This is a genomic window from Ramlibacter sp., from assembly GCF_035548915.1.
Classification (GTDB): domain Bacteria; phylum Pseudomonadota; class Gammaproteobacteria; order Burkholderiales; family Burkholderiaceae_C; genus Ramlibacter.
In genome coordinates this window covers 161,059-186,391 of record NZ_DASZSE010000054.1, presented here as the reverse complement: position 1 = coordinate 186,391, position 25,333 = coordinate 161,059, and the positions used below count along the sequence as shown (strand labels likewise).

Below are 25,333 nucleotides of genomic sequence, written 5' to 3'. Positions count from 1 at the left end.
CGATCCGTCGCAAGCCCATCTGGAGGTTCATATGCTGGGACGACGAAGTTTTCTTCTCCTCGCCGCGGGTGCTGGTGCATTCAGTCTCGCCCGAGCGGATGGCTGGCCGTCTCGGCCGATTCGTATAGTACTCAACTTCCCGCCGGGCGGACCGGCCGACGCCGTGCTGCGCTATCTCGCGCGGCAGCTGAGCACCTCCCTGGGTCAGCAAGTCGTCGTGGAGAATCGAAGCGGCGGGGCCGGCGCCGTGGGCATCCTCGCGGCCTCCAGTTCGGCGCCCGACGGATACACGTTTCTCTTCACGACGACGACGGGCCTCGTGCAGGTCCCGCAGATCACGAAGGATGCGAACTTCGATCCGGCGCGGTCCGTGACCCCGGTTGCGGGGGTGGGCAACACGCCGATCGCGCTGCTTGCGCACCACAGCGTGCCGGCGACCGATTTTCCGAGCTTCCTGCAATGGGCCCGCAAACGGGAGACCGGTGTCTTCATCGGCGGGGGCGGTCCCATCCTCGAGATCGCCACGGCCGTCCTGTCCCGCGAAGCGGGTGTGAAGCTGGTCTACGTTCCCTACCGCGGCACCGCACCGGTGCTGCAAGCCGCGCTGGCCGGCGAAGTGCAGGTCTTCTTCAGCACGCCGTCGGGCGCCATCAACGAGTATGTGAAGACAGGCAAGCTGAAGGTCCTCGGCGTCACGGCGGCCGAGCCGTCGACGCTGGTGCCGGGCGCGGAGCCGATCGCCAAGTACGTCCCGGGATATGTGCAAGACATCAACTTCGCCTTGTTCGCACCGCATGGCACACCGGCGGAGGCGACCGGCAAGCTCTACCAGGCCGTGGAAAAAGTCCTCGCCGCGCCCGGTGCTGCGGGGCAGATCCTCGACTTCGGGATGAACGCCCGTCTCGTGAGCGCTCCGGAGCTCGCGAAGATCGTGGCACGGGATGCGGAATCCATCCGCAAGACGCTGGAAACCACACCGATCAAATTCGGGCAGTGACCGCTTTGACCGGAATCGACACTTCCCTTCGAATCGTGCATTGCTGCGGGCAGATGGCCTGCGACGTCGCAGCGGCGCGTCGAGCATGAAGAAGCAGCATTTCATTGCCAACGCGTGGTCTGCCGCGAGCGAGGGCGAATCCATTCCCGTCATCGATCCGAGCAATGGCTGCAGCCTGGGGGAAATCGCGCGCGGCAGCCGGCGCGATGTCGATGCGGCAGTGGCCGCGGCCCGTGCGGCGATCGGCGAAACGTTCGACGGCCCCTGGGGGCGTCTCAGCGCTTGCCAGCGCGGGCGCGTCATGTACCGCTTCGCGCAATCCATCATCGCGCATGCGGCCGAACTCGCCGAGCTGGAAGCCTGCGACACAGGCAAGTCGACGAAGACCGCGCGGGCCGATGCGGCGGCACTGGCCCGGTACTTCGAGTACTACGCTGGGGCCTGCGACAAGCTGCATGGCGAGACCCTCCCGTACGAAGCTGGCTACATGGTGATGACGGTGCGCGAGCCGCACGGCGTGACGGCGCATATCGTGCCGTGGAACTATCCCATGCAGATTTTCGGCCGCACGGTCGCCGCGTCGCTGGCCGCCGGCAACGCCTGCGTGGTGAAGCCCGCGGAGGATGCGAGCCTTTCCCTGTTGCGGCTGGCCGAACTGGCCGCCGAAGCGGGCTTCGCGCCCGGCGCGCTCAACGTCGTCACCGGCTACGGCCACGAGGCGGGCGCCTGGCTCACCGCGCATGCGGGCATCGACCACATTTCGTTCACGGGGTCCACTGTCACGGGACGGCTGGTGGCCGAAGCGGCAGCCAGGCGGCACTGTCCCGTCACGCTCGAACTCGGTGGGAAGTCTCCGCAGATCGTGTTCGACGACGCGGACCTCGACGCGGCATTGCCCGCGATCGTGAATGCGATCGTCCAGAACGCCGGCCAGACGTGTTCCGCCGGGAGTCGCCTGCTCGTGCAGCGCAGCGTGTACGAGAAGCTGCTGGACGCCCTGGCCGACCGCTTCCGTACCCTGCAATCGGGACCGCCCGCGCTCGACCTGGACATGGGCCCGCTCGTGAACCGCAGGCAATACGAGCAGGTGAAGGCCATTCTGGCGCGCGCCGAGGCGGACGGCATCCGCGTGATGATGCGAGGCCGGATTCATCCGCAAGCCACCTCGAGTGGGTTCTATCAAGAGGCCGTGCTCCTGCGGGATGTGCCCCACGAGCACAGCATCGCGCAGGAAGAAATCTTCGGGCCCGTGCTCGCCGCGATGCCTTTCGACGACGAAGAAGAGGCGGTTCGGCTTGCCAACGGCACCGACTATGGGCTTGTCGCCGGCGTCTGGACGCGTGACGGCGCGCGCCAGCTGCGCGTGGCGCGCAAGTTGCGCTGCGGCCAGGTCTTCGTCAACAACTATGGCGCAGCCGGCGGAGTCGAGCTTCCCTTCGGCGGCGTCAAGTCCAGCGGCCACGGCCGGGAAAAGGGCTTCGAAGCGTTGCTGGGCTTCACCGTGCTGAAGACCATCGCGGTGAGGCATGGCTGACACGAGTGGCCGCGGCCCCGCCGTCACCGGCATTGGCCCTGCGCCCAAAGGAAAAGAAGTGAATCCACGCGACAAGTGGCCACGACGGCCGAAAGCCGAGGGCTCGGCGAATGTGCTTCTGTTCCTGACCGACGACGTCGGCTTCGGCGCATGCAGCACTTTCGGCGGACCGATACAGACCCCCAACCTCGACGCGCTGGCCGCACGCGGAGTTCGCTTCACCCAGTTCCACACGACGGCCATGTGTTCGCCGACGCGCGCCGCCTTGCTGACGGGCCGCAACTCGCATCGCGTCGGCATGGGCCGCGTGACGGCGCGGCCGGCCTGCTACGACGGCTACACCAGCGTGATTCCCAAGAGCGCCGGAACCATCGCCGCCATCCTGCGGGCAAGCGGCTATCACACCGCCATGTTCGGCAAGGGGCACATCACGCCCGAGTGGGAGATGAGCGCGCTCGGCCCTTTCGATCGATGGCCGACGGGCCTGGGGTTCGACTACTTCTACGGATTTCTCGGTTTCGATACGAACATGTGGGCGCCGGATCTCGTGGAGAACACGACTTGCGTGGACGACAAGCACCCCGGCAGACATTTCGACGAGACGCTCGCGGACCGCGCCATTCAATGGATATCCGACCAGAAGGCCATCGCGCCGGACGAGCCCTTCTTCATCTACTACGCGAGCGGAACGGCGCATTCTCCCCATCATGCGCCCGCGGCCTGGCTGAACAAGTACCGCGGCCGGTTCGACCGGGGCTGGGATGAACTGCGTGAAGAGACTTTCGAGCGGCAAAAGCGCTTGAATCTGATTCCACCCGGCACTCTCCTCACGCAGCGCCCCGACAACCTTCCTGCATGGTCGGACTTGTCGGAGTCCCAAAGGCTTCTGGCTTCACGACTGATGGAAGCGTATGCGGCCGCACTCGACCATTTCGATCATCACGTGGGGCGAATTCTCTCGTCCTTGAAGGAGCTCGGCGAACTCGACAATACCTTCGTGCTGTTCATTCAGGGCGACAACGGCGGCAGCGCCGAAGGCGGATTCAACGGCCTGCTGTTCGAACAGTCGTGGGCCAACGGTTTCGACGAGGCCCTCGAGGACCAGCTGAAGCTGATCGACGACATCGGCGGCCCGAAGGCCTACAACCACTTTCCAGCTGCATGGGGCTGGGCCATCAACGCGCCCTTCAAGTACTACAAGCAGGTGGCCTCCCATTTCGGCGGAACGCGCAACGGCCTCGTGATGACGTGGCCGGGAGTCATCACCGACCACGGATCGGTGCGCAGCCAGTTTCACCACGTCGTGGACATTCTTCCCACCATTCTCGAGGCCGCGGGCGTGAAAGCCCCCGACAGCCTCGACGGACTTGCGCAGGATTCGATCGACGGCGTCAGCATGCTCTATGCCGCCAGAAGCGCCGAAGCGCCGGCCGCGCGCACCACGCAAGTGTTCGAATCCATGCAGAACGTGGGCGTGTATCACGACGGCTGGATGGCTTGCTCGACCCCTGAAAACGACCCCTGGGAGGGATTTGCGAGCAGAAAGACGCGCGCGCTGGAAGACAAGACGTGGGAGCTCTATCACCTTCCTTCCGATTTCAGCCAGGCATGCGACCTCGCATCGCGCGAGCCCGGGAAGCTGGAGCGCATGAAGAGCCTCTTCGCCTCTCTCGCGGCGGAAAACGGCATCTTGCCGATCCATGCGCCCGGATCGGGCGCGCAAGGCAAGCCCAGCTTCGGCTCGCAGCGACGGTCGTTCACGTTTCGACGCCGAATCCGGCGGCTTCACAACGATGCCGCACCGCATACCGTGGGCCGCTCCTTCACGGTGGGGTGCAGGATCGTCGTGGGTGCAAACGGGGGAAACGGAGTGATCGTCTGCCACGGCAGCTCCGTTTGCGGCTACAGCCTCTATCTGAAGGAAGGTCTGCCGGTCTTCTACTACAACGCGATTGCTCCTTACACCTGCCGCGTGGCGGCCACCCGGAAGCTGAGTGCCGGCGAATACACGATCACCGCACGATTGACCATGGAGCAAGGCGATCCCGGGGCGGCGGCGCGGATCGCCATCGAGGTGAACGGCGAAGTCGTCGCGCAGGGCCGCGCAGTTCGGACTCTGCGGACCTTCCTGAATCAGAACAGCTTCAATGTGGGCGGCGACAGCGTGAGCGCGACCTCGCCCGAATACCGGCTGGAGGAAAGCGAATTCGACGGCGAACTGGGCGCCCTCGCATTCGATCTCGCGTGATCCGTCCGCCGATCGGGAGCTTGCATGCCCGTGTCGATCGAAGCAGTTTCACGGGTGAACGTCGTCTCATTTTCGAAAGCACGAACATGACCTTTGCAATCGTTGCCCGCGACAAGGCGACCGGCCAGATCGGTGTCGCCAAGACCACCCGCACCCTTGCCGCGGGAGGGCTCGATCTTTATCGTCACGTTCCGAGGATGGGACTGTGCCTGGGCATCAGCACGGTCGGCCGCTGTCACAAGGTGGGCGCGGTCATGATTTCCAACGGACTTGGCGCGGAGTTCGCGATGGCGACGATGGTGCGTTCCGACGAACACATCGCCTATCGTCAGCTTGCGGCGATCGACGCCGAAGGACGCGCCACCGCCTATACCGGTGCAAGCTGCTTTCCGTACGCCGGTCACATCGTGGGCGATGAGTTCGCGGTGCTTGGCAATGTCCTGGTCGGGCCTGAAACGGTCCAGGGGATGGAGCAGGCGTATCTGAAGAGCGAAGGACAGCCTTTCGCGCGCCGGCTCCTCGCGTGCCTCGAAGGCGGACGCGACGCGGGCGGTCAGCACGGGGGCCAGCGGTCGGCCGACATCGCCGTCTTCGGAGACCGCGAGGGAGCGCTGCTGGACCTGCGCATCGACATCAGCCCCGAACCGGTGGGCGCGCTCCTGGCCCTGTACGAACAGTTCGCGCCGCTGGTGCCCTACTACGAGCTGCACCGGCTCGCACCGAACGGGCTTCCCCGCGCGGATGACTGGCTCAGGCAACAAGGTCTCGCGAATCCCCAGTGATCGGCACGAGCACGCATACGCCGCGGCTCGCGCTCGATCAGGAGGCCGCCCGGATGCGCGTCACGAGCGCCGTCGTGGAATACCCGTCGACGAACGGAATGGCCAGCGCGCTGCCGCCCCACTCCTGCACGAGCTTCGTCTCGGCCAGGGTCGCCATGTCGTAGTCGCCGCCCTTCACATACACCTGCGGCTTCAGTTCGGCGAGCAACGCCACCGGCGTGTCGTCGTCGAAGAAAGTGACCAGGCTCACGGATTCCAGCGCGGCGACGACCGCGGCGCGATCGGCCTCGGCGTTGAGGGGCCGGTCCGCGCCCTTGCCGAGACGACGCGCCGACGCATCGGTGTTCAAGGCGACGACCAGCGAGCCGCCGAGCGAGCGAGCCTGCGCGAGATAGCTCACGTGGCCGCGATGCAGCACGTCGAACACGCCGTTCGTGAATACCACGGGCCGCAGCAACGCGGCCACGCGCGCGGGCGCCTTGTCGCGCGCCACGATCTTGTCGAGGAAGGACGGCGGTTCAGGCCGCATTCGGCAGCGCTCCGCCGCCACCCACACCGAGACTCGCCTGCAGGTCTTTGCGGTAGCGATTGAGTTCCTGCACGGTCTTGAAGCTCTGGTCCATGAGCAGGCTCATGTTGTGCAGGATGCGATCCACGACCTTGCGTTCCCAGATGGCATCGAAGCGGATCTGCCGGTCGAGCCACTGTTCCAGCCACTCGGGATTGGGCAGGCGCGACTGGATCGTGTCGCGGGGATAAAGCGTCCTGTTGACGTGCAGGTTGGTCGGATGCAGCGCCTGCGCCGTGCGCCGGGCGCTCGCCATGAGCACGCCCACCTTCGCGAACGCCGCTTTCGCCTCGACTCCGAACTTGCCGATCGCGCGCTTCATGTAGCGCAGGTAGGCGCCGCCGTGGCGCGCCTCGTCCTGCGAGAGCGTCGTGTAGATGTGCCGGATGACCGGCTCGGTGTGCCACTCGGCGGCGCGGCGGTACCAGTGGTTCAGCCGAATCTCGCCGCAGAAATGCAGCATGAGCGTCTCGAGCGCGGGCGCCGGGTCGAATTCGAAGCGCACGTCGTGCAGCTCCGCTTCGGTCGGAACGAGCTCCGGGCGGAAGCGGCGCAGGTATTCCATGAGGACCAGCGAGTGCTTCTGCTCCTCGAAGAACCAGATCGACATGAAGGCCGAGAAATCGCTGTCGTCGCGGTTGTCGCGCAGGAACATCTCGGTGGCCGGCAGCGCCGCCCACTCGGTGATGGCGTTCATCTTGATGGTCTGCGCCTGCTCGTCGGAGAGCCGCGAGGCATCGAACCGCTCCCAGGGAATGTCGCGGTCCATGTCCCAGCGGACGGATTCGAGCTGCTTGAAGAGTTCGGGATAGAGCATCGTCGGGCAGGGAATGACTGTCGAGATTCTAGGCGGGACGTGATGAAAAAGGTCTTACAGCCGCACGACGCGCGCATGACCGCGCGAGGACGCGGATGCACAATGGCCGCTTGCCGTCGCCCGAAAGGGGCAAGAACATGCTGCGCTCGATCGCCCTTCTCCTGGCTCTCGCCTTCTGTGGCGCCGCGGCCCATGCGGCCGACACCTGTCCGGCGAGCCTGCGCTTCACCTTCCCGCGCCTGCAGGACGAGGCGCCTCAGGCCCTGTGCCAGTACCGGGGCAAGGTCGTGCTGGTGGTGAACACCGCGAGCTATTGCGGCTACACGCCGCAGTACAAGGGCCTCGAGGGGCTCTATGCGAAGTACCGGGACCGCGGGCTCGTCGTGCTCGGCTTCCCGTCCAACGACTTCGAGCAGGAAAAGGGCAGCAACAAGGAGATCGCCGAATTCTGCGAAAACACCTTCGGCGTGAAGTTCCCGATGTTCGGCGCCTCGCACGTGCGCGGCGCGGCGGCCAACGCGATGTTCCGGCAGTTCGCGGCCCAGGGCGCCGGCGAGCCGCAATGGAATTTCTACAAATACATGCTCGGGCGCGACGGCCGCCTGGTCGGGCACTGGCCGAGCGAGACCACGCCGCAGGAGCTCGCGCCGCTCATCGAAAAGCAGCTTGCCCGATGAAAAAGGCGCGGCCGTGCGCCGCGCCTTTTCGTTCGAATAAAAACGCTGCGAAGCGCCCCGGAACGAAGGAGGGAGGGAGGGAGGAGGAGAAGAGGCGCCCCAGGATTGCAGCCGAAAACGCTCGGGTCTTCGGCAGGCTTCGCAGCAATAACCGGGTACTTGATCCGTCCCTGCCTCTGTGCCGATGGACTCGACCGCGGGGCGCGAGGTTCCGCGGCGCGAGCGGAATCGCAGGTAAATCTTTGTGAACGGACGAGCGCTTCAGGCGGGCCGGGAGTCGGCGAAGCTTGGCCGCTGCGCGAGCTTCTCGTGCAGCTTGGCGAGATTCGGGTAAGGGGCGCGCCAGTCGATCTCGGGGAAGCGAAAGTCGAGATAACCCAGCGCGCAGCCGACGGCGATGTCGGCCAGGCTCAGATAGATGCCCGCGCAAAACGGCTTGTCGCCCAGGCCCTGGCTCATCGCTTTCAGGCTGGCGTGGGCCTTTCCCATCTGGCGGTCGATCCAGGCCTGGGAGCGCTGCGCCTTCGGGCGCCCGCTCCACGTGTTTTCCAGGCGCGCGAGGATCAGGGCATCGAGCACACCATCGGCGAGGGCCTCCCACGTCTTCACTTCGGCCCGCTCGCGGCCGACGGCCGGGATCAGCTTGCCGACCGGAGAGAGCGTGTCGAGGTATTCGACGATCACGCGCGAATCGAAAAGGGCTTCGCCGCCTTCCATCACCAGGCACGGAACCTTTCCGAGCGGGTTGGACTGCATGATGCTGGAGTCGGCCGACCACACGTCGTCCTCGACGAACTGGTAGTCCAGCTTCTTCTCGGCCATCACCACGCGCACCTTGCGCACGTAGGGGCTGGTCGTCGATCCGATCAACTTCATGAAGGCACTCGTTGCGATGATGTCGTTCCTTGGGGCGGGTTCATTCTAGGGGAAGCGGTCCACCCCCTTGTCGCACCGCTGCGACAGGCCCTTGACACGGCTCGGGCAGGGTGCGCCGCCTACAATCCGGAGCATGATGCCTTCGACGATTTCGGCGCTGTCGCCCCTGGACGGCCGCTACGCCAACCGCCTCGCTGCGCTGCGGCCCCTCATGAGCGAGCAAGGCTACATGCACCGGCGCGTTCAGGTCGAGATCTGCTGGTTCATCGCACTGTCGGACGCGGGCTTCGCCGAATTCAAACCCTTGACCCCGGGAGCACGCACTTACTTGCTGGGCCTCGTGAAGAACTTCTCGGAGGCCGACGCCGTCGCCATCAAGGAGATCGAGAAAACCACCAACCACGATGTCAAGGCGGTGGAGTACTGGATCAAGTCGAAGTTCGAGGCTCGGCCCGAGCTGCGAGCGGCGAGCGAGTTCGTCCACTTCGCCTGCACCAGCGAGGACATCAACAACACGAGTCACGCACTGCAGCTGAAGGCGGCGCGCGAGCAGGTGCTGCTGCCCGCGCTCGACAAGGTGATCGCGAGCCTGCGCGAGATGGCCCACAAGTATGCGGCGGTGCCGATGCTGAGCCGCACGCATGGCCAGACCGCGAGCCCGACCACCGTCGGCAAGGAAATCGCCAACGTGGCCGTGCGCCTCGCGGCCGCGCGCGAGCGCATCGCTTCGGTGCGTCTCATGGGCAAGATGAACGGCGCCGTCGGCAACTACAACGCCCACCTGGCCGCCTGGCCCGCCTTCGACTGGGAAGCGTTCAGCCGCAAGGTGGTCGAGTCGCCGGAGCCTGCGGGACTGGAGCTCACGTTCCAGCCGTACAGCATCCAGATCGAGCCGCACGACTACATGGCGGAGCTCTTCGATGCGGTGGCGCGCGCCGACACGATTCTCATCGACTGGTGCCGCGACGTGTGGGGGTACGTGAGCCTCGGGTACTTCAAGCAGAAGCTGCGCGAAGGCGAGATCGGCTCCTCCACCATGCCGCACAAGGTGAATCCGATCGACTTCGAGAATGCCGAGGGCAACCTCGGGCTTGCGAACGCGCTGCTCAAGCATCTGTCGGAAAAGCTCCCCATCTCGCGCTGGCAGCGCGATCTCACGGATTCCACCGTGCTGCGCAACATGGGCGTGGCGCTCGGCTATGCGGTGCTCGCCTACCACTCCCTCGCCGCAGGCCTCGCCAAGCTGGAGCTGAACGAGGAAGCGCTGCGCGAGGACCTGGATCGCGCCTGGGAAGTGCTGGCCGAGCCGATCCAGACCGTGATGCGGCGCTACGGCGTGAAGGGCGCGTACGAGCAGCTGAAGGAAGTGACGCGCGGCAAGAGCGTGCGGCCGGAAGACCTTCATGCGCTCATCCGCTCGCTCGACATCCCGCAAGCCGAGCGGGATCGGCTGCTCGGGCTCACGCCCGCTTCGTACATCGGCAAGGCCGCCGAACTCGCCAGGCGCGCCTAGCGTGGCTCGCGCTTTGCATCGCGCCGGTCATGCACCGGTCCCCGCACGACGCCCCCATCGAGGAAGCCTTCCTTTCATTGTGTCCGCGTGGACCTGCGAACGAACTCGATCCCCAAGGTCACGATGACGATCACCCCTGCGAGACACAACATGCCGCAGCCAGCCTGCATGCAAGTCCGCCAGGCCTCGCTCCTGCGCTGGGCGGCCGGTGCGGAGCGCACGCCGCGCGCCGCCAGGCTGCCAAGCGCATGGCCCGCTGGAGTCTCGCCCTCGGCCCGCCCGGCGACGTCCTGCGGCGCGGCAACGGTGTGATAGTGATATCCGTCGAAAGTAAGAAGAGGAGCCATGTCCATGGGCAAGCGCGAAGTTCGCAAGTCGCGCAGACTATGCGCGACTTGCGGTGCCATCAACATACGGACGTCTCACACCGGGAGCCTGTCGCCTCATGGCGCTCAAATCCACCATCTTCAAGGCGACGCTTTGCGTTGCCGACATCGATCACGGCTACTACGCCGACCACGCGCTCACCATCGCACGTCATCCGAGCGAGAACGACGAACGCATGATGATGCGGCTCGCGGCCTTCGCGCTGCATGCCCATCAGATTCAGTCGCTCGGCAACGGCGACGCGACCCTCTCGTTCGGCGCCGGCGTCTCCACGCCGGATGAGGCCGATCTCTGGCTGCGCGATTTCACGGGGGCCATCCGCGCCTGGATCGACGTCGGCCAGCCCGACGACAGCGCACTCGCCAAGGCCTCCAGGCAGGCCGACGAAGTGACGGTCTACGCCTTCCACCACGCCGCCGACGTCTGGTGGCGCGGCATCGAAAACAAAGTCGCCCGGCTCGCGAACCTCTCCGTCTGGCGCGTTGCGGCCGCCGAGTCGCAGGCGCTTGCCGAGCTTGCGCAGCGCACGATGCACCTGCAAGCGACGGTGCAGGAAGGCACGCTGCTCGTGGGCGACGCAGCCCGGCACGTGAGCCTGGAGCGCGTACGGCTGAAGTGAGGCGAGTCGCCCTTCGGTGACGGCGCACCTCCCGCCCTCTTTACGTACTTCCTCTCACCGACGCGGTCAGTCTGCGGTCAGTGCGGCCAACCGATCATCCGGCGGTCCCTTCCTCCACGAGCCTCCCCCAATGAATGACCGCACCCTCGTGAGGGGCCTGTTCCTCATGGCGATCGCCCTCGCCTTCGGGCTCACGTCCTTCAAGTACCCCATCGGCGAGTTCGGCCGCGCCGGCCCGGGGCTCTTCCCGCTCATCGTGAGCGGCCTGCTGCTCCTCGTGGGCATCGCCACGGTGATCCGCTCCCGGTTCAGCGAGGCGAAGACGATCGACTTCCGCATCAAGAACATCGCCGTGATCATGGGCAGCCTCGCGGGCTTCGCCCTTCTTTCGGAGTTCGTGAACATGATCGTCGGCATCGTGTTCCTCGTGTTCTGCGCTTCGCTGGCCGCCACGTCGTATTCGACGATGCGCAACGTGAAGATCGCGGCGGTGCTCGTCGCCATCGCATTCGCCTTCTACAAATTCCTGGGCGTGAACCTGCCGCTTTATTGATGGAAATCCTGCACAACCTCGCGTTCGGCTTCGAGCACGCGCTCACCTGGCAGAACCTCCTCTTCTGCGCCATCGGCTGCACGGTGGGCACGCTGGTCGGGCTCCTGCCCGGTCTCGGGCCGCTCGCCACCATCAGCCTGCTGCTGCCGCTCACGTACTCCATCCCCACCGGCGGGGCGCTCATCATGCTGGCCGGCATCTATTACGGCGCGCAGTACGGCGACAGCGTCTCGGCGATCACGATGAAGATGCCGCACGCGAGCTCGATCGTCGCGTGCATCGACGGCTACCAGATGACGCTCAAGGGCCAGACGGGCCTCGCCCTCTTCACCGCGGGTGTCTCGAGCTTCATCGGCGGCACCGTGGCGATCGTCGTGCTGGCGTCGCTCGCGCCCGCGCTCGGCGAAGTCGCCTTCCTGTTCGGACCCGCGGACTACACGGCGCTCATGCTGTTCGGCTTCTTCTGCGTGAGCTTCGTCACGACGGGCAGCCTGCTCAACGGTCTCGCGATGTGCCTGATCGGCGTGCTGCTCGGCCAGATCGGCACCGACGTGAACAGCGGCATGCAGCGCTTCACCATGGACTTGCCGTTCCTCGCCGACGGCATCGGCGTCGTCTCCATCGCGCTCGGCTGCTTCGGCATCGCGGAGATCACGAAGAACCTCGACAGCAAGGAAGAGCGATCGCCCTTCCAGGGCAAGATCAAGCTGATCCCGACCTGGCCGGAGTTCAAGCGCATCATCCCAAGTTCCCTGCGCGGCAGCGTGGTCGGCTCCTTCCTGGGCATCCTGCCCGGCGGCGGCCCGGTGATCGCCCAGTTCGCGGCTTACGCCGTCGACAAGAAGCTTTCCAAGTACCGCGACGAGATCGGCCACGGCGCGATCGAAGGCGTGGCTGGACAGGCCGCGGCCGACGAGGCCGCCGCGCGCACGAGCTTCATCCCGCTCATGTCGATCGGCATCCCGGAAAACGCCGTGATGGCCCTCATGATGGCCGCCTTCATCATCAAGGGCATCCAGCCGGGGCCCAACATGATCGCGGGCCACCCGGACCTCTTCTGGGGGCTGGTCGCCTCCATGTGGGTCGGCAACGTCTTCCTCATCACGCTGAACGTGCCGCTCGTGCGCTACTGGCTGTCGGTCTTCAAGATTCCGTACAACGTGCTGTTCCCGGCGATTCTCTTTTTCTGCTGCATCGGCACCTACAGCGTCAACAACAACCTGGACGACATCTTCATCACCGCGCTCTTCGGTCTTATGGGCTACCTGATGATGCGGCTCGAGCTCGACCCGGCGCCGCTCATGCTCGGCTTCATCCTCGGGCCGATGCTCGAGGAGAACTTCCGCCGCGCCCTCCTGCTGTCGCGCGGAAGCTTCTCGATCTTCGTGACCCGCCCCATCAGCGGGACGCTGATGGGCCTGATTGCGCTGCTCGTGGTATGGCAGCTCGTCACGTTCTTCCGCAAGAAGCCGGCCAAGCCGCCGGTCGCACCGGAGGTGCTGCAGGAAGCATGAGGCGGCGGCCCTCCGACGGTTCATGAAGGGCGCCCCTTGTGGGCGCCTTGCCGTTTTCAGGCGGGCATGAACCGTCCGCAGCGCCAGCACGACTCGAAGCCGCCTTCCACCCGCTCGCCGCAGGCGCAGACCCACCGGCGCTGCGGAATGTGCTGCAGGTCCTTCAGCACCGCCCGCGCCCGCGGCTCCTGCTCGTCGTCGATCAGCCAGATTTCGGGCAGGCACTGATCGGGCGGGATTTCGCCGGCCACGCCCGAGAGGAAGTACCGCTGCATGGACGCATCGATGCCCGCCTGGCGCAGCATGTCGACCCAGAGCGCGGCGATCGCGATGTTCGGGGCGCGGGTGAGGCGCAGCATGCGGACTATTGTGCGCCCGGCGCCGCGCGCTCGGCGTAGCGGTTGAAGCGCCACGCGCTGTCGGCGAGCGTGATGCGCCGCCACACCACGCGCTTCTCGGCAGGGGTCATCTGCGTCCAGTGCTGTACTTCCTCGAAGGTGCGCCCGCACCCCTTGCACTCGGCATCGCCCTGGCTCGTGGAGCAGATCGCGATGCACGGCGTGTCGGGCTGGGTGTCGTACCACGCTCTCCAGGCGGCATACGCCGCGGCGGGAAAACCGCGTTCGTCGGCTTCGTCCTCATGATGGAAGACGAGCAGCGCATACACCTCGGCCAGCGCCCGGAGCTCCGGGGCGAGGGTGACGCCGTCGGGCGAGGGCTTGCGCGCGCGCCAGAAATTGATCGCGGCTTCGATGTCGGTGATGTGAATCGCGGCCATGGGAAAGGAACGGGGAGGAAAGGATACGCGTTTCCGCGCACCGGCAGCGAGCCGGCGGATGTGCTCTAATCCCGCTTGCGAAGGGGAGTAGCTCTTTTGCGGTGTCGCCGTCAGTACGGAACCTTCAGTTTCCGGCGCACCGGGCAGGCGAGTCGAGCCTGCTGAGCAAGACCTTCGATCGCGGCCGTGCCCGGCTGCGTCGAAGCGCGCTTCCCCGCTCCTCGTGCACAGGGCCCGGCATCCGTTCGATGCAACCTGGAGCCTGTCCGCATGGAATTCCTCTCCGCCCCCTGGTGGTCCGCCCTCGCGGCCATCGTCCTGATCGACCTCGTCCTCGCCGGCGACAACGCGATCGTGATCGCGCTCGCCGCGCGCAACCTGCCGGCACAGGTACGGCGCCGGGCCATCGTCTGGGGCACCGTCGGTGCGGTGGTCACGCGTTGCGCCATGACGATGGGCGTGGTCTGGCTTTTGAAGATCCCCGGGCTGATGCTGGCCGGCGGCCTCGCGCTCCTTTGGATCGCGTGGCAACTCCTTGCGCAGCGCGACGCGCAGACCGATCACGGCCCGGCCGCGGCGACCTTCTGGAGCGCGATGCGCACGATCGTCGTCGCCGACGCGCTCATGGGCATCGACAACGTGCTGGGCGTCGCGGGCGCGGCGCACGGCAGCATGGCGCTCGTGGTGATCGGGCTGGTGGTGAGCGTCCCCATCGTCGTCTTCGGCAGCTCGCTCGTGCTGAAGCTCGTGGAACGCTTCCCGCTCGTGATCGAAGCCGGCGCGGCCGTGCTCGCCTTCACCGCCGCGCGCATGATCGTCGAGGAGCCGCTGCTGGACGCGGTCTTCGACCCGCATGCCGTGGCGCGATGGGGCCTGTATGCGGGTGCGATCTGCGCCGTGCTCTGGGCGGGGCGGCGGACCCGGTCGCAGCCCGCCTGAAATCCGGCCGAAGCGCGTGTATGCTGCCGCTCCATGGTCAAGCTCATCACCAAATGGCTGCTGCTGGCCTCGGCGCTGCTCTTCACGGCCTACATCTACGAAGGCGTGGAAGTGCGCAGCTACGGCGCGGCCCTGATCGCGGCCTTCGTGATCGGCCTGCTCAACACCGTGGTGCGGCCGGTGCTCGTCGTGCTCACGCTGCCCGTCACGGTGGTCACGCTCGGGCTCTTTCTCTTCGTCATCAACGCGCTCATGTTCTGGGCGGCCGCGGCTTTGCTGGAAGGCTTCCACGTGCGCGACTTCCTCGCCGCGCTCGTGGGCTCGCTCATCTACTCCTTCATCGGCATGATCATCGAGTCAGCGCTCGAGAGCCTGTTCTCGAAGAAGTGACTGGACCTGCCGCGCGCGGGTGTCGATGATCGACGCTTCGATGTGGTCGCTGCTCGACGTGCTGCGGCGCGCGAAGTCCTGCGCCGCCTTGAAGCGGTCCAGCGCCGCGGCGTAGTCCATCAGCGCCACCTGCGACTCCGCCTCGGAGTGGATCGAGCGCAGCGAGTCGCCCTGCATCGCGTAGGCGCGCGCGAGCAATTGCCACGCCGTCGCGTCGCGCGGATGGGTCGCGACCCAGGTCTGCAGACGTTGCGATACATCGCGGCCCCGGCCCTGCAGCAGCAGCGCCTGTTCGGCAAGCAGGAGGTCGGGCCGGTGCGGCGAAGCCGGGTCGACGTCGGCCAGCGTGTGCTGCGCATCGCCCGAGGCAAGCGCCACCTCCGCGTCGAGCAGCTTCGCGAGCCGCGCGGACGGCGCGTCGCTCGCGACCAGCGCCGCAAGGCGCGGCACGAGGCGCATGGCCGGCCGGTAGTCGCGCAGCCGCACATCCGCGAGGATCGCCGCATAGAGCGTGGCCGCCTGCTTCGCGACCGTCTGCTGCGCAAGGTCGGCCGTCTCGGCCTCGGTCACGAACCCGCGCAGACCGTCGACACCGGGGTTGGACAGGACGCGGGAACGCGCGGTGATCATGGCGTGCTCCACGGATGGGGCAGCGTGAGCCGGGCGGACCACCAGCTGCTGGCGCGTCTGCATGTCGGCCACGCGTTCGGTCGTGAGCGGGTGCGTGCGCAGGTAGGGATAGCTGCCGTTGTCGGTGAGGCGGGAGGCCTGCTGCAGCTTCTCGAACATGCCGACGAAGCCGTGCGGATCGAAGCCCGCCTGCGTGAGGACCCCGAAGCCGATGCGATCGGCCTCGCGTTCCATGTCGCGCGAATAGCTGAGCTGCTGCGACATGGCGAGCGCCTGCGTTCCCGCGAGCACGGCGTTGGCGGCTTCGGGATTGTGGCTTGCGGCGATGGCGCCGAGGATCATGCCCGCGAGCAGCCAGGGCGTGCGCATCTTCTCCTGCGCCATCATGCGCGAGATGTGCCGCTGCGTGACGTGGCTGAGTTCGTGCGCGAGCACCGACGCGAGCTCGTCGCGCGTGGCGGTGATGTTGATGAGGCCCAGCTGCAGGCCGAGCCAGCCGCCCGGCACGGCGAACGCGTTCACGATGCGGTCGCGCCCGAGCAGCACCTGCCAGGCGAAGCGTTCGTCGATCTCGTTCGTGAGGTCGCCGCGCGCGCGCGCCGCGGCGAGCAGCGGCCGCCAGATGCCTTCGACATATTCGATCAGCACCGGATCGTCGATGTAGTCCGGGTCGCGGTAGAGCTCGCGCGCGACGCGTTCGCCGAGCTTGCGTTCCGACACGCTCGACATGTCGCCGCTGTCCCCGAGCGTGGGCAGCTGCGCGCGGACCGGCGCGAACGCGAGCGCCGCGACCACCGCGAGGAGGACCGCGCGGGAGAGCATCTTGCGCGTCGTGGACATTTCAGAACGAGTCGAGGGGCATGAAAGCAACGGGTTCGGCCGTGGCGGGATCGATGAACACCGTCCAGAATGTCTTGCGGCCCGCGAGCGGCAGCCACACGGTTGGCTTGCCGCCGCGGCCCGCCGAGGCGAGCAGGGCATCGATCTGCGCCGAGCGCTGCGGAAAGCGCTTCGTAAGCGCCTCCAGCGGCCGCGCGGCCGTCTTCACTCGATCCCTGGCGTTGTCATAAGGTTCCCACAAGGCCGGTTGCGCCGACAGGCTGATGCCCCGCACGGCGATGAACGTGAAGTCGCTGCGCTCGACGGAATCGCGGAAGGGCCGCACGGCGAGCAGCGTCGGGCCGAAAAGCGGCAACGCGTCGACGCCGGGCGGAGTCTTCGAAAGCGCATCCTCGGGGATATCGGCGGCCGCCACCACGCGGAACCGGTCGATCTCGAACACGAGGTGGACGGGCCGGGCGAGGTACACCGTATGAAGACCGTAGATCAGCGCCGAGAGCTGCAGCACGCCGACGATGGCGAGGTCGCGCTTCAGTTCGCGCCAGGGCTTCGCGCGGTTGAAGATGGCGAACGTGATGAGCGGGCCGATCACGACGTCCACCGAGGTGAGGAGGATGAAGAGTTCCCGCCCGCCGGAGATCTCGCGGTACGGATACGGGTACCATTCGATGAAGACGAGCAGGGCCGCGAGCAGGGCGACGCCGATGCTCAGGCCCAGGTGGATGGTGGCCGCCCTCAGGCGCTCCTGCCAGTTCCAGGCGTGCTTCATGCGGGCGATGGTAGCGGATGCGATGAGTCCAAGCGATGGGCGCAAGCGATGAGCGAACTCACACACTTCGACGGCGAAGGCCGTGCGCACATGGTCGACGTCAGTGGCAAGTCAGCGACCCGGCGCGTTGCCGTGGCCGAGGGCCGCATCGTGATGCGGCCCGAGACGCTGGCCGTCATTGAATCCGGTGGGGCGAAGAAAGGCGACGTGCTGGGCGTGGCGCGCATCGCTGCCATTCAGGGCGCGAAGCGCACGAGCGAACTGATCCCGCTATGCCATCCGATCGCGCTCACGCGCGTGGCGGTGGAATTCGAGATCGAGCGCGATGCGAATGCGGTGCGGTGCGTGGCGACCGCGGAGACCGTGGGGCCGACGGGGGTGGAGATGGAGGCGCTGACGGCGGTGCAGGTGGGACTGCTCACGGTTTACGACATGTGCAAGGCGGTGGATCGCGGGATGGTGATCGAGGGCGTGATGCTGCTCGAGAAGCACGGGGGCAAGTCGGGTGGGTTCATGCGTGGCGCAAAGAAGTGATGCGTGCTCCGCTCGCCTTAGAGACGCCCCTGTCTCTTTGCTTCCAAGTGGGACGTATAGCTCATTTGCCTGAATTCGACAGAGAAGGCGGACTTGCTGCGGGCGCCTTGCCATAGCTGAACGTGCTCGTTCTGCCCGGCCAAGATCAAAGCGACGATCTCAATCGTCGTGAATGAGGCCTGAGAGCCAAAATAAACACCAGTCAACGCTTCAGCCGCGTAGGTGAACGCCGTTCCCCCCTCCTTGTGGATGCATCGCCACTCTCGCTCGTAACTCCAGTCCCAGCCCTTGGTGCAGTACAGGCTTTCGATGTGGTCGAAGTCTCTGTCATACAGCATCTTTGCCAAGTCGTATTCAGGCATGGTCTTGGAGTACGTGACCGGGCGAATCCTTTGGAATGGCTCGGCATCGGTTCGGAATTCCAAGCAGAATCCGCGATGATGGCTCGCATAGTGCGACCACATCAGCAGGTTGTCTGGCACTTCGGAAAAGCATGACACCCCGCGCTGCGAAACGAACTGCCGGACCTGCTTCTCAAGTACGTCTTGCCCGGTTTTCAGGAGCATCGCCCGCAGAGCAGGGACCGTCATGGTTTCAAATTCGAAGCGCGGCCTGTCCGATATGTCCGGTCGGGAGAGGTAGTGCGAACGAATCTTCTCCACGTCCTCGTCACTCAGGTCCTTGATGCTCGGGGACAGGGCGCAGTCGTAGGGGTCGTTGAACTGGAGGGGGGAATTGAAATAGATGACCTGATTCTTCAGATTCTCTAGCGCCTGCGGGGAAAACGCCTCGTACTTGTAAAGCCGTGCGGGCTTTTCCATAGTCAGGATTCCGCCCGCTTCGTAGCTGCTTGTTGGGAGCCTTCTGTAGGCTTCACCGATGCCGCACCCTCCGGCAATGGGTTTAGGTTCGCCACGAATGTTGGCAACAGGCGTTTGCCCTCCAGCAGTTCTAGGGTCAGCGTGCGAAGACGTTCCTGTTCACTTTCAAGGCGGCCATGGGCCGTTGGGGAGTAGGTTCCGTTCTTGATCTGCGTCTTGTTGAAGTCGTATCCAACTGCTTTCCCCATTGCGTGGAGAAGTTCTACTAGCAGGTCCACTCTGCGTATGTTCCACGCCTGAGCTTCCATTTTTGTCTGGCCCAAGTGATCTAGGTACTGTTGCCAGACATCGAGGACGGCCTTCTCGGCAGGTCGCTTGGGGGAAAACTCCAAGTCGATTCTGTTGAGTGCTTCGACGTGCTGGGGCGATACGCTGTACGCACGGGTAGCCATCAGAATCTTGAAGACTTGCAGCTTGCGCCCTCGCTCTTCGTTCAGATCGTCCAGCCAACGGGTGACTTGAACAGCGATCAGCGGGCTCAACGCTGTGGAAAGGACCATGAGCACGTCTGTGAGAGTCATGGCTCATCAGTTTAGAGCGGACCTGAACAACTGGCTTGCAAGTTTGTTCAGTTAGCGCAATACCGCTTGACGGTCGCAACGCTAGACCAAACCGACCTCGCGGTCTGGGCGATGCTGGCCGAGTGGCTCATTCTCCACGCCTTCACAAGTTCGGGGTGGCAGCGCGTGACCTTCCAAGGCTCTCCTTGCCCCTGTGGGTCTTGCCGGTGGCCAGCGAGTGCTTCCCGTGCCGTATGCCTGCCCTGCGCCGTGCGTTCGTTGATGCGCTGACGTTCCATGTCCGCGACTTGTGCGAGGACGGCTAGGATTAGCTCGCCTGCACCTTCAGCGATCACGCCGAGCCCCCGAACATCCACCGACACCTTCCGCTTCAGCGGAGCCCGGACAGTGGCCTGAACGTCGAGGGCATCCCGCCTCAACCGATCAACCGCGTAAACGTGGATGGTGTCGTCTTCACGAGCGCACTGGAGCAGTGCAGCGAAGCCGGGACGCTGGGCAGCAGGGATGGCCCCGCTGATACCTTCGTCGGTGAACTCCTTGTCGAAGGCTCCACCCAACGCTGCCCGCTGGCTTTCGATGTTCTGGTCCGTGGTGCTGACCCGGTAGTAGGCGAGGCGGCTCATGTGCTGGCTCGATCATCAAGCGAGATGTTTACAGCGGCAAGCCTAGTCAGCGGAATTTCCATCGGGGCATGGGCTAAATGTCCCTCGCTGCCCGTCGGGACCGCTCATCCGCATGCGAAACACAGTGCTATGCGTCCTACCGAACTCGTCGCCGTAGGTCACGAGGCCCCATACGTACACGATGGCATCGCCGTTGTTCACTTCCATCCGCATTCGCTGCGTCACGTTCTGACCCGTGGTGGCATGCAGGGTATAGGTGTTTCTCGGCCCCATAACTCCCATGCCACCCCCTTCAAGATGTTCGAGGTCGAACTGCAATACTGTGTCTGCATAGACAGTCTGGATGTTGGCTGTGATTCTTACGTCGTGTGCAGGGGTTTGCCCAAAGTTCTCAATTAAGACTGTTGCGGTGAGTGGACCCTCGCCCTGCTCGTACTTGGCGGTGATTTGGCGCACATTGAGATATGCGCGGAGTTGCTTTTCCGCCTTGTCTTGCGAGTCCTTCACAAGTTCTGCTGTGGCACCCCAAAGCTTCTTTGTGAAGTGCACAAGACGGTAGGTGACCCCGACAAGCAAAGCTGTCAGTACCACCAGCCAGAATTCCATGGACTCGTAGAACGGCTCACGTTCCATGGGGCCATGAGAAGACTGCGTTACGTGGGTTTGCTGTGCGGCCATCGCATGATGTTGTCGCCAACCCCTTCAATCTGCCCGCCGATCCGAACTACAGCTGCCACAGTGTAGATTGGAGCCTCTTGGAAAGGAGAGCGCGTGACAAAGTCATTTTGGATTCCACTAGTCCTTGGGCTCTCAGTGCTGGCGCTTGGTTGGGGCTACCCCTCCGCTGAGTCGCTGGGCCTATCCAAGACAAGCGCTACGGTCTTCGGCGCCCTCCTGCTCGCTCTGGCAGGGGGCTTGGCATGGGTTTTCCGTGAAGACGACAAGACGCGGTCTGGAGGACGTGGTGGGGATGCACGTGCTTCCAATGGCGCAACAGCTATTGGAGGCGACGGGGGCCGCTCAGGTGTTGCCAGCGGAGGCGATGGAGGTTCTGCGCGGGCAAGTGGGACAGGGTCACGTGCGAAGGGTGGACGGGGAGGAGACGGATAGAACAGGCCATAGGCCAACTCGGTCACTCTGCCGCGCTCTTCTTGTTTTCGGGGGTCGGAGCGGCGTATGAATGCAATAGCTGCCTCGCCAATTCAATCGCCATTTCTGCTGACATGGTCACAGCATGCGTGTACACCGGCTGGCGTTTGTTTTCATCGACGTATGGTCCCCGGTTCCCAAAGGCAATGCGGACGAAGTCGCCATCCCGGGAAAACATAAAAATTGGTCCCGCAAATTCTTGGATGCCGGCACGAAAGCCAGCCTGCCAGTCATCCGCATCGAGCCCATGAAACTTCTTCGTGTCTGTCATAGGTGGAGGTTCAGTTTGAAGGCTTTGCTACAGGATAAGCCCACGCCGAGCAAAGCGGTATCGGGAGGCGACGCAATGGTCGAAGGCAACGCGAGCACGGCGATGGGGGGCGATGCGGGAGACACCGTAATTGGCCCCGGCGGGTCGGGCGGGTTGGCTCGCGTGGTCGGTGACCGCAGCCATGCATTCGGTGGACGCGGCGGGCGAGGAGGCGTCGGCTCCGGCGGTCCCGGTGGCGATGCTGAGGTGCTGGGCGACGATTCCTCTTGCTATGGAGGAAACGGTGGTGAAGCAAATCAGCGCGACGGCAGAGGCGGACGAGGAGGGACGCCGCACAAGGCCGTGTTCGACATGATGGGGCTCCCATACCGGGACATGAAGCTGCCGTACTGGGCGCCCAACCTGATTCCGGGACGTGGAGGTGACGCAGGCGATTCACCGCAGCACATTGCCCGGCGTCTGATCGTGGAAGAGCTTAAGCTTCGGTACTTCGCCGCAAGCGGTGTTACATACGACCGCATGGATGTGTGGTTTGACCGTGAGATCGTGCCGCTTGCATGGCTGAATGCTCAACTCCGCGCCGACGGCCATGAGTGGTCAGCCGCGATAGTCGATCAGGAGTACGAATGCTCGGACATGGTGCGCTAGGCCAGAGTCGGACCGGGTGATGGCATGCGCTATTCTTTCGGGACTTGGCCGGAATTCGCCGTCCAAGTTTTGTCCAAGCTGCGTTGGTACAGGATGAAGTTTTCAGGCGTCGAGATGGAGGCCCTCACCGCCGTGCAGGTCGGCCTGCTCACCATCTACGACATGTGCAAGGCCATCGACCGCGCAATGACGATGACCGACGTGCGCCGTGCTTCAGAAGCACGGCGGCAAGTCGGGCAGCTGGGTGCTTTCGCCTACTCCCGCGCCTTGACCGAAAACCCCGACAGCGGCGCATGCGCCCCGGGGTCGACCGGCACGTCCGATCGCCGTGAGCTCACCATCACGCACATGCCACCGGGAACCGGCCGCTGCTCGAGCACCCGGAAATCCCGCTCGAGCCGCGCGATCCACCATGCCGGGCCCTGCTGCGTGAGGTGCGCATTGCGGCCGTCGGAAAGCACCTTGGCCGCGGGGCCGGAGTGGGTCGTGAAGAAGCCGTACGGATCGCACAGCGTCGCGAGGTGATCGAGCACGTTGTCCAGCAGGTCCGGCTCGATGTGCTCCAGCACGTCGATGCAGCACACGAGCTCCGCCGGCACGGGCGGCGCGGCGTATTGGGCAACAGCGGGATCGTAGCCCTCGTACACGACCCCCGCGGGCAGTTGCAGCGTTCGCAGAAGCGACCGCTGGCTGCCGCAGCCGTAGTCCAGCAGCGACGTCGCTCCCGTGCTGCGCACGAGCGCCGTGACCAGCGGCCCGTAGACCGCGCCCACGGTGCCGTAGTCGCCCTTCGCGTGCAGTTCGGCCTGCATACGGCGGTAGTCGTCGGTGATGAGGGCGTTCGGTGGAGGCATGGCGCTGTTACTATGCCGCAAATCGGGCCCGTCGATGAAACCGTTCACCCTCTCGTACCGCAACCTGTCCGAAGCGCTCTGGACGCGCGTGCTGGAAAACTCGGCCCCGATGCTGCGCGCGCACGGCGCCGAGTTCTTCGCGCAGATGGGAAGCCTCGAGGAACTGCGCCGCAAGGCGCAGAACAACACCGGCTCGATTCCGGTGGCCACGCAGTGGATGCTGTTCGCGCTGGCCTACTTCGTGGCGCCGGAAATCGTCGCCGAGGTCGGCACCTTCATCGGCAAGTCGGCGATCGCGATCGCCAAAGGCATGGACGCGGCGGGCGTGAACGGCGAAGTGCACAGCTGCGACGTGAGCAATCATTTCGATCTGCCGAAACTCGCGAAGACGCCCGTCACGACCTACCCCGGCTCGGGCTCGACGCAGATGTTCGGCGAGATGGTGGAAGACGGCTATGCCGGCCGTGTGGACGTGCTGCACCTCGATGGCCGGCTCATGAAGGAAGACCTGGCGCTCTTGCCGCAGCTTGCCGCGCCGCGCGCCGTGATCGTGCTGGACGACTTCGAAGGCGTGGAAAAGGGCGTGATGAACCTCATGGCGCTGCGCAACACCGAACGCTTCGGCCGCCATCTGCTCGTGTATCCGCCCGAGCGGCTGCTGCTGGAGCGCTTCGGTTTGCCCGACGTGAGCACGACCGCCTTGCTCGTGCCCGGCGAATCACTCGCGTTTGCGCCTCAGTGAGGCGTTGTCCGCGAGCCATTCCTCGTAGTCCTTCGGAAAGGCCGCCTTGTAGCGCGCCATGTGCCAGAGCGCGGTGGGCTCGTCGTGCAGCACCATCGCGCTGTCGATGGTCGCCTCGATCACTTTCGGCTCGGGCGAGAAATGCAGCATGTCGAGCGCGAGCGCGTGGATGTCGCGCGCGTTGTTGCGAGTAAGCGGCGTGATGCTCAGTTCCGCGAACTTCACCTGCCGCGCGAAGATCCAGCTCGCCCGCGCCTTCGCAAGCGTCTGCTCCCGGTAGGCTGGCGAACGCTCCTGCGGCTGCAGATAGAGCTGGCTGATGCGGTGATAGTCCCACCCCGCGTAGCCGAGCCCGAGCGGCAGGACGCCGAGCGCGACCACGCGCAGGGTGTTGCGCCACATCGGCGCGAGCGCCGCGCGGCCGCGCCCATGCAGCAGCAGCACCGACAGCAGCGTCGCGAGCTGGAACGGGCCATACCAGAGCGGGTATTCGAGCAGGCTGTGCAGGCCGACCACCATGAGCACGCCCCAGGCGAGCTGGCGCACCGGGTCGGTCTCGCGCCAGGGACGATGCCTCCAGATCCACCATGCGAGGCCGCCCACGAACAGCAACGCGATGGGCACGCCGAGCTCCACGGCCACGTGCAGCGGCAGGTTGTGCGCGTTGTCGAGGATGTCGCAAAAGCGCGCGCCGCCATAGAGATGCGCGTAGTGCGCGTAGTCGAGCTCGGCGATGCCCCAGCCGAACAACGGCCGCTCCCCGATCAGCTCCAGCACGTTCGACCACAGCACCATGCGGCTCGAACAGCCCGGCGACGACGACACGCGGTCGAAGAGGCCGGGCGCTTCATACTCCGTGAAAGTCTGGAGCGCGAGCGGCAGCAGAAACGCCGCCAGCACGTAGACCGCGAGTGCGGTGAGACTCAGGCGCGTCGTGCGCGGCCCGCCGCGGTCTTCCCACAGCAGCGTGACGAGCGCGATCAGCAGCAGTTCCACGAGCCCCGTGCGCGAGGTGGACGCGGCGTTGGCCACCGCGAGCAGCGCGATGGCGAGCGCGGCCCAGCGCCGGTCGAGCCCCTGCTTGGCGAGGTAGAGCGCGGCGAGCGTGCCGATGGAGAGCTGGCTTGCGAACTGGTTGCGCTGGCGCAGGTTGCCGTAGGCCGTGCCGGGGTCGGTGTAGTTGGCGAGCCCGAAAGCGATCTCGGTCGCGCCGAAGTACTGCAGCAGGCCGAACAGCGCGGCGACGAGCGCGGCGACGAGCCAGGCCCAGGCGACCAGTTGCGGCTCCCGCCAGGAGGCCAGGCCCAGCACGATCGAGGAGCAGAACCACGCGAACATCAGCGGCACGGCGGCGGCCGACGGGCCGGGCGCGAAGGGCTCGAGCCACGGCAGCACCATGAGGACGAAGGCCACCGCCGCGAGCCACAGCGGCATCGTGGGAGTCACCGGTGCGGCGGTCCACGAGGGCGGCGCGTCGGGTGAAAGGGCCTGCGAACGGGATGGATCGTCGACCGGGGGAATCATCGGCGCGGAAATCGGTGACTGGCTCGGTGGGATCGGGTGGCTCGGTGGATCGACGGATTGCCCCTGGGCACGAAGACGGGCATTATCGTTGCTTCATCGAGGCCGAAGACCTCGAATCCGTCAAGACTGTCACATCCGCCCGCATTTCCGTCTCC

28 protein-coding genes and 1 pseudogene are annotated in these 25,333 nt (G+C 65.4%); 15 read left to right on the top strand and 14 right to left on the bottom strand.

From position 1 onward, the window contains the following. The first annotated feature begins 31 nt into the window (after positions 1 to 31). The 4 genes from VHA82_RS24990 to VHA82_RS24975 all read left to right on the top strand — a co-directional run bounded on the left by VHA82_RS24990 (position 32) and on the right by VHA82_RS24975 (position 5,561). A complete protein-coding gene (locus tag VHA82_RS24990) occupies positions 32 to 997 on the top strand; it encodes a tripartite tricarboxylate transporter substrate binding protein (protein ID WP_325548412.1) in 966 nt (321 codons plus the stop codon). A gap of 85 nt (positions 998 to 1,082) precedes the next feature. Continuing rightward, on the top strand, positions 1,083 to 2,531 hold the full coding sequence (locus VHA82_RS24985; RefSeq protein WP_325548410.1) for an aldehyde dehydrogenase family protein: 1,449 nt from the start codon (positions 1,083 to 1,085) through the stop codon (positions 2,529 to 2,531). 58 nt (positions 2,532 to 2,589) lie between these two features. After that, positions 2,590 to 4,779: an arylsulfatase gene (locus tag VHA82_RS24980; protein WP_325548408.1), complete on the top strand. Its 2,190-nt coding sequence runs from the start codon at positions 2,590 to 2,592 to the stop codon at positions 4,777 to 4,779. Then, positions 4,776 to 5,561, top strand: a complete 786-nt coding sequence (locus tag VHA82_RS24975) for a DUF1028 domain-containing protein (protein WP_325548405.1) — start codon at positions 4,776 to 4,778, stop codon at positions 5,559 to 5,561. The genes VHA82_RS24980 and VHA82_RS24975 overlap by 4 nt, the downstream gene beginning before the upstream one ends. A gap of 37 nt (positions 5,562 to 5,598) precedes the next feature. Here VHA82_RS24975 and rfaE2 read toward each other — a convergent pair whose 3' ends face one another. Both rfaE2 and VHA82_RS24965 read right to left on the bottom strand, forming a co-directional pair. Further along, entirely contained in the window at positions 5,599 to 6,090 is a 492-nt protein-coding gene (gene rfaE2 / locus VHA82_RS24970) for a D-glycero-beta-D-manno-heptose 1-phosphate adenylyltransferase (RefSeq protein ID WP_325548404.1), read from the bottom strand. After that, on the bottom strand, positions 6,080 to 6,946 hold the full coding sequence (locus tag VHA82_RS24965; RefSeq protein WP_325548402.1) for a ferritin-like domain-containing protein: 867 nt from the start codon (positions 6,944 to 6,946) through the stop codon (positions 6,080 to 6,082). The genes rfaE2 and VHA82_RS24965 overlap by 11 nt, the downstream gene beginning before the upstream one ends. Before the next feature lie 137 nt (positions 6,947 to 7,083). On the opposite strand from VHA82_RS24965, the gene VHA82_RS24960 reads away from it, so the two are divergent. Beyond that, on the top strand, positions 7,084 to 7,623 hold the full coding sequence (locus tag VHA82_RS24960) for a glutathione peroxidase (protein WP_325548400.1): 540 nt from the start codon (positions 7,084 to 7,086) through the stop codon (positions 7,621 to 7,623). Between the two features lie 261 nt (positions 7,624 to 7,884). On the opposite strand, the gene VHA82_RS24955 is transcribed toward VHA82_RS24960, so the two are convergent. Further along, positions 7,885 to 8,499, bottom strand: a complete 615-nt coding sequence (locus VHA82_RS24955; protein WP_325548398.1) for a glutathione S-transferase N-terminal domain-containing protein — start codon at positions 8,497 to 8,499, stop codon at positions 7,885 to 7,887. Between the two features lie 133 nt (positions 8,500 to 8,632). Here VHA82_RS24955 and purB point away from each other — a divergent pair, with 133 nt between their 5' ends. The 4 genes from purB (at position 8,633) to VHA82_RS24935 (ending at position 13,085) form a co-directional block, all read left to right on the top strand. After that, positions 8,633 to 10,012: an adenylosuccinate lyase gene (gene purB, locus VHA82_RS24950; RefSeq protein WP_325548396.1), complete on the top strand. Its 1,380-nt coding sequence runs from the start codon at positions 8,633 to 8,635 to the stop codon at positions 10,010 to 10,012. A gap of 445 nt (positions 10,013 to 10,457) precedes the next feature. Next, complete coding sequence (locus tag VHA82_RS24945) at positions 10,458 to 11,018, top strand: YaeQ family protein (protein ID WP_325548394.1); 561 nt, start codon at positions 10,458 to 10,460, stop codon at positions 11,016 to 11,018. Between the two features lie 130 nt (positions 11,019 to 11,148). Continuing rightward, complete coding sequence (locus tag VHA82_RS24940) at positions 11,149 to 11,571, top strand: tripartite tricarboxylate transporter TctB family protein (protein ID WP_325548392.1); 423 nt, start codon at positions 11,149 to 11,151, stop codon at positions 11,569 to 11,571. Next, complete coding sequence (locus VHA82_RS24935) at positions 11,571 to 13,085, top strand: tripartite tricarboxylate transporter permease (RefSeq protein ID WP_325548388.1); 1,515 nt, start codon at positions 11,571 to 11,573, stop codon at positions 13,083 to 13,085. The genes VHA82_RS24940 and VHA82_RS24935 overlap by 1 nt, the downstream gene beginning before the upstream one ends. Positions 13,086 to 13,141: 56 nt before the next feature. Here VHA82_RS24935 and VHA82_RS24930 read toward each other — a convergent pair whose 3' ends face one another. Next, positions 13,142 to 13,444, bottom strand: a complete 303-nt coding sequence (locus tag VHA82_RS24930) for a putative signal transducing protein (protein WP_325548386.1) — start codon at positions 13,442 to 13,444, stop codon at positions 13,142 to 13,144. A gap of 5 nt (positions 13,445 to 13,449) precedes the next feature. Further along, positions 13,450 to 13,863 (bottom strand): DUF3717 domain-containing protein, encoded by a 414-nt coding sequence (locus tag VHA82_RS24925; protein WP_325548384.1) that lies wholly within the window; start codon positions 13,861 to 13,863, stop codon positions 13,450 to 13,452. Between the two features lie 270 nt (positions 13,864 to 14,133). Here VHA82_RS24925 and VHA82_RS24920 point away from each other — a divergent pair, with 270 nt between their 5' ends. Continuing rightward, positions 14,134 to 14,802: a TerC family protein gene (locus VHA82_RS24920; protein ID WP_325548382.1), complete on the top strand. Its 669-nt coding sequence runs from the start codon at positions 14,134 to 14,136 to the stop codon at positions 14,800 to 14,802. Between the two features lie 33 nt (positions 14,803 to 14,835). Continuing rightward, positions 14,836 to 15,192, top strand: a complete 357-nt coding sequence (locus VHA82_RS24915; protein WP_325548380.1) for a phage holin family protein — start codon at positions 14,836 to 14,838, stop codon at positions 15,190 to 15,192. Here the strand turns inward: VHA82_RS24915 and VHA82_RS24910 are convergent. Beyond that, positions 15,160 to 16,662: a M48 family metalloprotease gene (locus VHA82_RS24910; protein WP_325548378.1), complete on the bottom strand. Its 1,503-nt coding sequence runs from the start codon at positions 16,660 to 16,662 to the stop codon at positions 15,160 to 15,162. The two genes, VHA82_RS24915 and VHA82_RS24910, sit on opposite strands and share 33 nt — an antisense overlap. 1 nt (position 16,663) lies before the next feature. After that, complete coding sequence (gene tfpZ, locus VHA82_RS24905; RefSeq protein WP_325548376.1) at positions 16,664 to 17,431, bottom strand: TfpX/TfpZ family type IV pilin accessory protein; 768 nt, start codon at positions 17,429 to 17,431, stop codon at positions 16,664 to 16,666. A 48-nt stretch (positions 17,432 to 17,479) separates the two neighbouring features. Here tfpZ and moaC point away from each other — a divergent pair, with 48 nt between their 5' ends. Next, positions 17,480 to 17,965: a cyclic pyranopterin monophosphate synthase MoaC gene (moaC, locus tag VHA82_RS24900; RefSeq protein ID WP_325548374.1), complete on the top strand. Its 486-nt coding sequence runs from the start codon at positions 17,480 to 17,482 to the stop codon at positions 17,963 to 17,965. 17 nt (positions 17,966 to 17,982) lie between these two features. Here the strand turns inward: moaC and VHA82_RS24895 are convergent, their stop codons facing one another. The 5 genes from VHA82_RS24895 to VHA82_RS24875 all read right to left on the bottom strand — a co-directional run bounded on the left by VHA82_RS24895 (position 17,983) and on the right by VHA82_RS24875 (position 21,410). Further along, complete coding sequence (locus VHA82_RS24895; protein ID WP_325548372.1) at positions 17,983 to 18,786, bottom strand: DUF2971 domain-containing protein; 804 nt, start codon at positions 18,784 to 18,786, stop codon at positions 17,983 to 17,985. A gap of 2 nt (positions 18,787 to 18,788) precedes the next feature. Next, entirely contained in the window at positions 18,789 to 19,367 is a 579-nt protein-coding gene (locus VHA82_RS24890; protein WP_325548369.1) for a DUF6680 family protein, read from the bottom strand. 47 nt (positions 19,368 to 19,414) lie between these two features. Then, entirely contained in the window at positions 19,415 to 19,990 is a 576-nt protein-coding gene (locus tag VHA82_RS24885) for a recombinase family protein (protein WP_325548367.1), read from the bottom strand. Positions 19,991 to 20,032: 42 nt separating this feature from the next. Beyond that, positions 20,033 to 20,623: a hypothetical protein gene (locus VHA82_RS24880; protein ID WP_325548365.1), complete on the bottom strand. Its 591-nt coding sequence runs from the start codon at positions 20,621 to 20,623 to the stop codon at positions 20,033 to 20,035. A gap of 499 nt (positions 20,624 to 21,122) precedes the next feature. After that, positions 21,123 to 21,410 carry a hypothetical protein gene (locus VHA82_RS24875; RefSeq protein ID WP_325548363.1) on the bottom strand — a complete coding sequence of 96 codons (288 nt, stop codon included), beginning with the start codon at positions 21,408 to 21,410 and terminating at the stop codon, positions 21,123 to 21,125. Between the two features lie 75 nt (positions 21,411 to 21,485). On the opposite strand from VHA82_RS24875, the gene VHA82_RS24870 reads away from it, so the two are divergent. Further along, positions 21,486 to 22,058, top strand: coding sequence for a hypothetical protein (locus VHA82_RS24870; protein WP_325548360.1), 573 nt, complete (start codon positions 21,486 to 21,488; stop codon positions 22,056 to 22,058). Positions 22,059 to 22,160: 102 nt separating this feature from the next. Continuing rightward, positions 22,161 to 22,329 (top strand): annotated as a pseudogene (locus VHA82_RS24865) (cyclic pyranopterin monophosphate synthase MoaC); the annotation flags it as partial. Here VHA82_RS24865 and VHA82_RS24860 read toward each other — a convergent pair. Continuing rightward, the gene (locus VHA82_RS24860) at positions 22,313 to 22,912 is read right to left on the bottom strand and encodes a methyltransferase domain-containing protein (protein WP_325548358.1); all 600 of its coding nucleotides are present in this window, start codon (positions 22,910 to 22,912) and stop codon (positions 22,313 to 22,315) included. The pseudogene VHA82_RS24865 and the gene VHA82_RS24860 sit on opposite strands and share 17 nt — an antisense overlap. 34 nt (positions 22,913 to 22,946) lie before the next feature. On the opposite strand from VHA82_RS24860, the gene VHA82_RS24855 reads away from it, so the two are divergent. After that, positions 22,947 to 23,654 carry a class I SAM-dependent methyltransferase gene (locus tag VHA82_RS24855; protein WP_325548356.1) on the top strand — a complete coding sequence of 236 codons (708 nt, stop codon included), beginning with the start codon at positions 22,947 to 22,949 and terminating at the stop codon, positions 23,652 to 23,654. Here VHA82_RS24855 and VHA82_RS24850 read toward each other — a convergent pair. Next, positions 23,631 to 25,178 carry a PglL family O-oligosaccharyltransferase gene (locus VHA82_RS24850; protein WP_325548354.1) on the bottom strand — a complete coding sequence of 516 codons (1,548 nt, stop codon included), beginning with the start codon at positions 25,176 to 25,178 and terminating at the stop codon, positions 23,631 to 23,633. The two genes, VHA82_RS24855 and VHA82_RS24850, sit on opposite strands and share 24 nt — an antisense overlap. Positions 25,179 to 25,333: the final 155 nt, after the last annotated feature.

What these genes read in the sequence shown, in the direction of transcription:
- VHA82_RS24990 (WP_325548412.1), top strand. Translation starts at nt 32, where the DNA reads ATGCTGGGACGACGAAGTTTTCTTCTCCTCGCCGCGGGTGCTGGTGCA.
- VHA82_RS24985 (WP_325548410.1), top strand. Translation starts at nt 1,083, where the DNA reads ATGAAGAAGCAGCATTTCATTGCCAACGCGTGGTCTGCCGCGAGCGAG.
- rfaE2 (WP_325548404.1), bottom strand. Translation starts at nt 6,090, where the DNA reads ATGCGGCCTGAACCGCCGTCCTTCCTCGACAAGATCGTGGCGCGCGAC.
- VHA82_RS24965 (WP_325548402.1), bottom strand. Translation starts at nt 6,946, where the DNA reads ATGCTCTATCCCGAACTCTTCAAGCAGCTCGAATCCGTCCGCTGGGAC.
- VHA82_RS24960 (WP_325548400.1), top strand. Translation starts at nt 7,084, where the DNA reads ATGCTGCGCTCGATCGCCCTTCTCCTGGCTCTCGCCTTCTGTGGCGCC.
- VHA82_RS24955 (WP_325548398.1), bottom strand. Translation starts at nt 8,499, where the DNA reads ATGAAGTTGATCGGATCGACGACCAGCCCCTACGTGCGCAAGGTGCGC.
- purB (WP_325548396.1), top strand. Translation starts at nt 8,633, where the DNA reads ATGATGCCTTCGACGATTTCGGCGCTGTCGCCCCTGGACGGCCGCTAC.
- VHA82_RS24945 (WP_325548394.1), top strand. Translation starts at nt 10,458, where the DNA reads ATGGCGCTCAAATCCACCATCTTCAAGGCGACGCTTTGCGTTGCCGAC.
- VHA82_RS24940 (WP_325548392.1), top strand. Translation starts at nt 11,149, where the DNA reads ATGAATGACCGCACCCTCGTGAGGGGCCTGTTCCTCATGGCGATCGCC.
- VHA82_RS24935 (WP_325548388.1), top strand. Translation starts at nt 11,571, where the DNA reads ATGGAAATCCTGCACAACCTCGCGTTCGGCTTCGAGCACGCGCTCACC.
- VHA82_RS24930 (WP_325548386.1), bottom strand. Translation starts at nt 13,444, where the DNA reads ATGCTGCGCCTCACCCGCGCCCCGAACATCGCGATCGCCGCGCTCTGG.
- VHA82_RS24925 (WP_325548384.1), bottom strand. Translation starts at nt 13,863, where the DNA reads ATGGCCGCGATTCACATCACCGACATCGAAGCCGCGATCAATTTCTGG.
- VHA82_RS24920 (WP_325548382.1), top strand. Translation starts at nt 14,134, where the DNA reads ATGGAATTCCTCTCCGCCCCCTGGTGGTCCGCCCTCGCGGCCATCGTC.
- VHA82_RS24915 (WP_325548380.1), top strand. Translation starts at nt 14,836, where the DNA reads ATGGTCAAGCTCATCACCAAATGGCTGCTGCTGGCCTCGGCGCTGCTC.
- VHA82_RS24910 (WP_325548378.1), bottom strand. Translation starts at nt 16,662, where the DNA reads ATGTCCACGACGCGCAAGATGCTCTCCCGCGCGGTCCTCCTCGCGGTG.
- tfpZ (WP_325548376.1), bottom strand. Translation starts at nt 17,431, where the DNA reads ATGAAGCACGCCTGGAACTGGCAGGAGCGCCTGAGGGCGGCCACCATC.
- moaC (WP_325548374.1), top strand. Translation starts at nt 17,480, where the DNA reads ATGAGCGAACTCACACACTTCGACGGCGAAGGCCGTGCGCACATGGTC.
- VHA82_RS24895 (WP_325548372.1), bottom strand. Translation starts at nt 18,786, where the DNA reads ATGGAAAAGCCCGCACGGCTTTACAAGTACGAGGCGTTTTCCCCGCAG.
- VHA82_RS24890 (WP_325548369.1), bottom strand. Translation starts at nt 19,367, where the DNA reads ATGACTCTCACAGACGTGCTCATGGTCCTTTCCACAGCGTTGAGCCCG.
- VHA82_RS24885 (WP_325548367.1), bottom strand. Translation starts at nt 19,990, where the DNA reads ATGAGCCGCCTCGCCTACTACCGGGTCAGCACCACGGACCAGAACATC.
- VHA82_RS24880 (WP_325548365.1), bottom strand. Translation starts at nt 20,623, where the DNA reads ATGGAACGTGAGCCGTTCTACGAGTCCATGGAATTCTGGCTGGTGGTA.
- VHA82_RS24875 (WP_325548363.1), bottom strand. Translation starts at nt 21,410, where the DNA reads ATGACAGACACGAAGAAGTTTCATGGGCTCGATGCGGATGACTGGCAG.
- VHA82_RS24870 (WP_325548360.1), top strand. Translation starts at nt 21,486, where the DNA reads ATGGTCGAAGGCAACGCGAGCACGGCGATGGGGGGCGATGCGGGAGAC.
- VHA82_RS24860 (WP_325548358.1), bottom strand. Translation starts at nt 22,912, where the DNA reads ATGCCTCCACCGAACGCCCTCATCACCGACGACTACCGCCGTATGCAG.
- VHA82_RS24855 (WP_325548356.1), top strand. Translation starts at nt 22,947, where the DNA reads ATGAAACCGTTCACCCTCTCGTACCGCAACCTGTCCGAAGCGCTCTGG.
- VHA82_RS24850 (WP_325548354.1), bottom strand. Translation starts at nt 25,178, where the DNA reads ATGATTCCCCCGGTCGACGATCCATCCCGTTCGCAGGCCCTTTCACCC.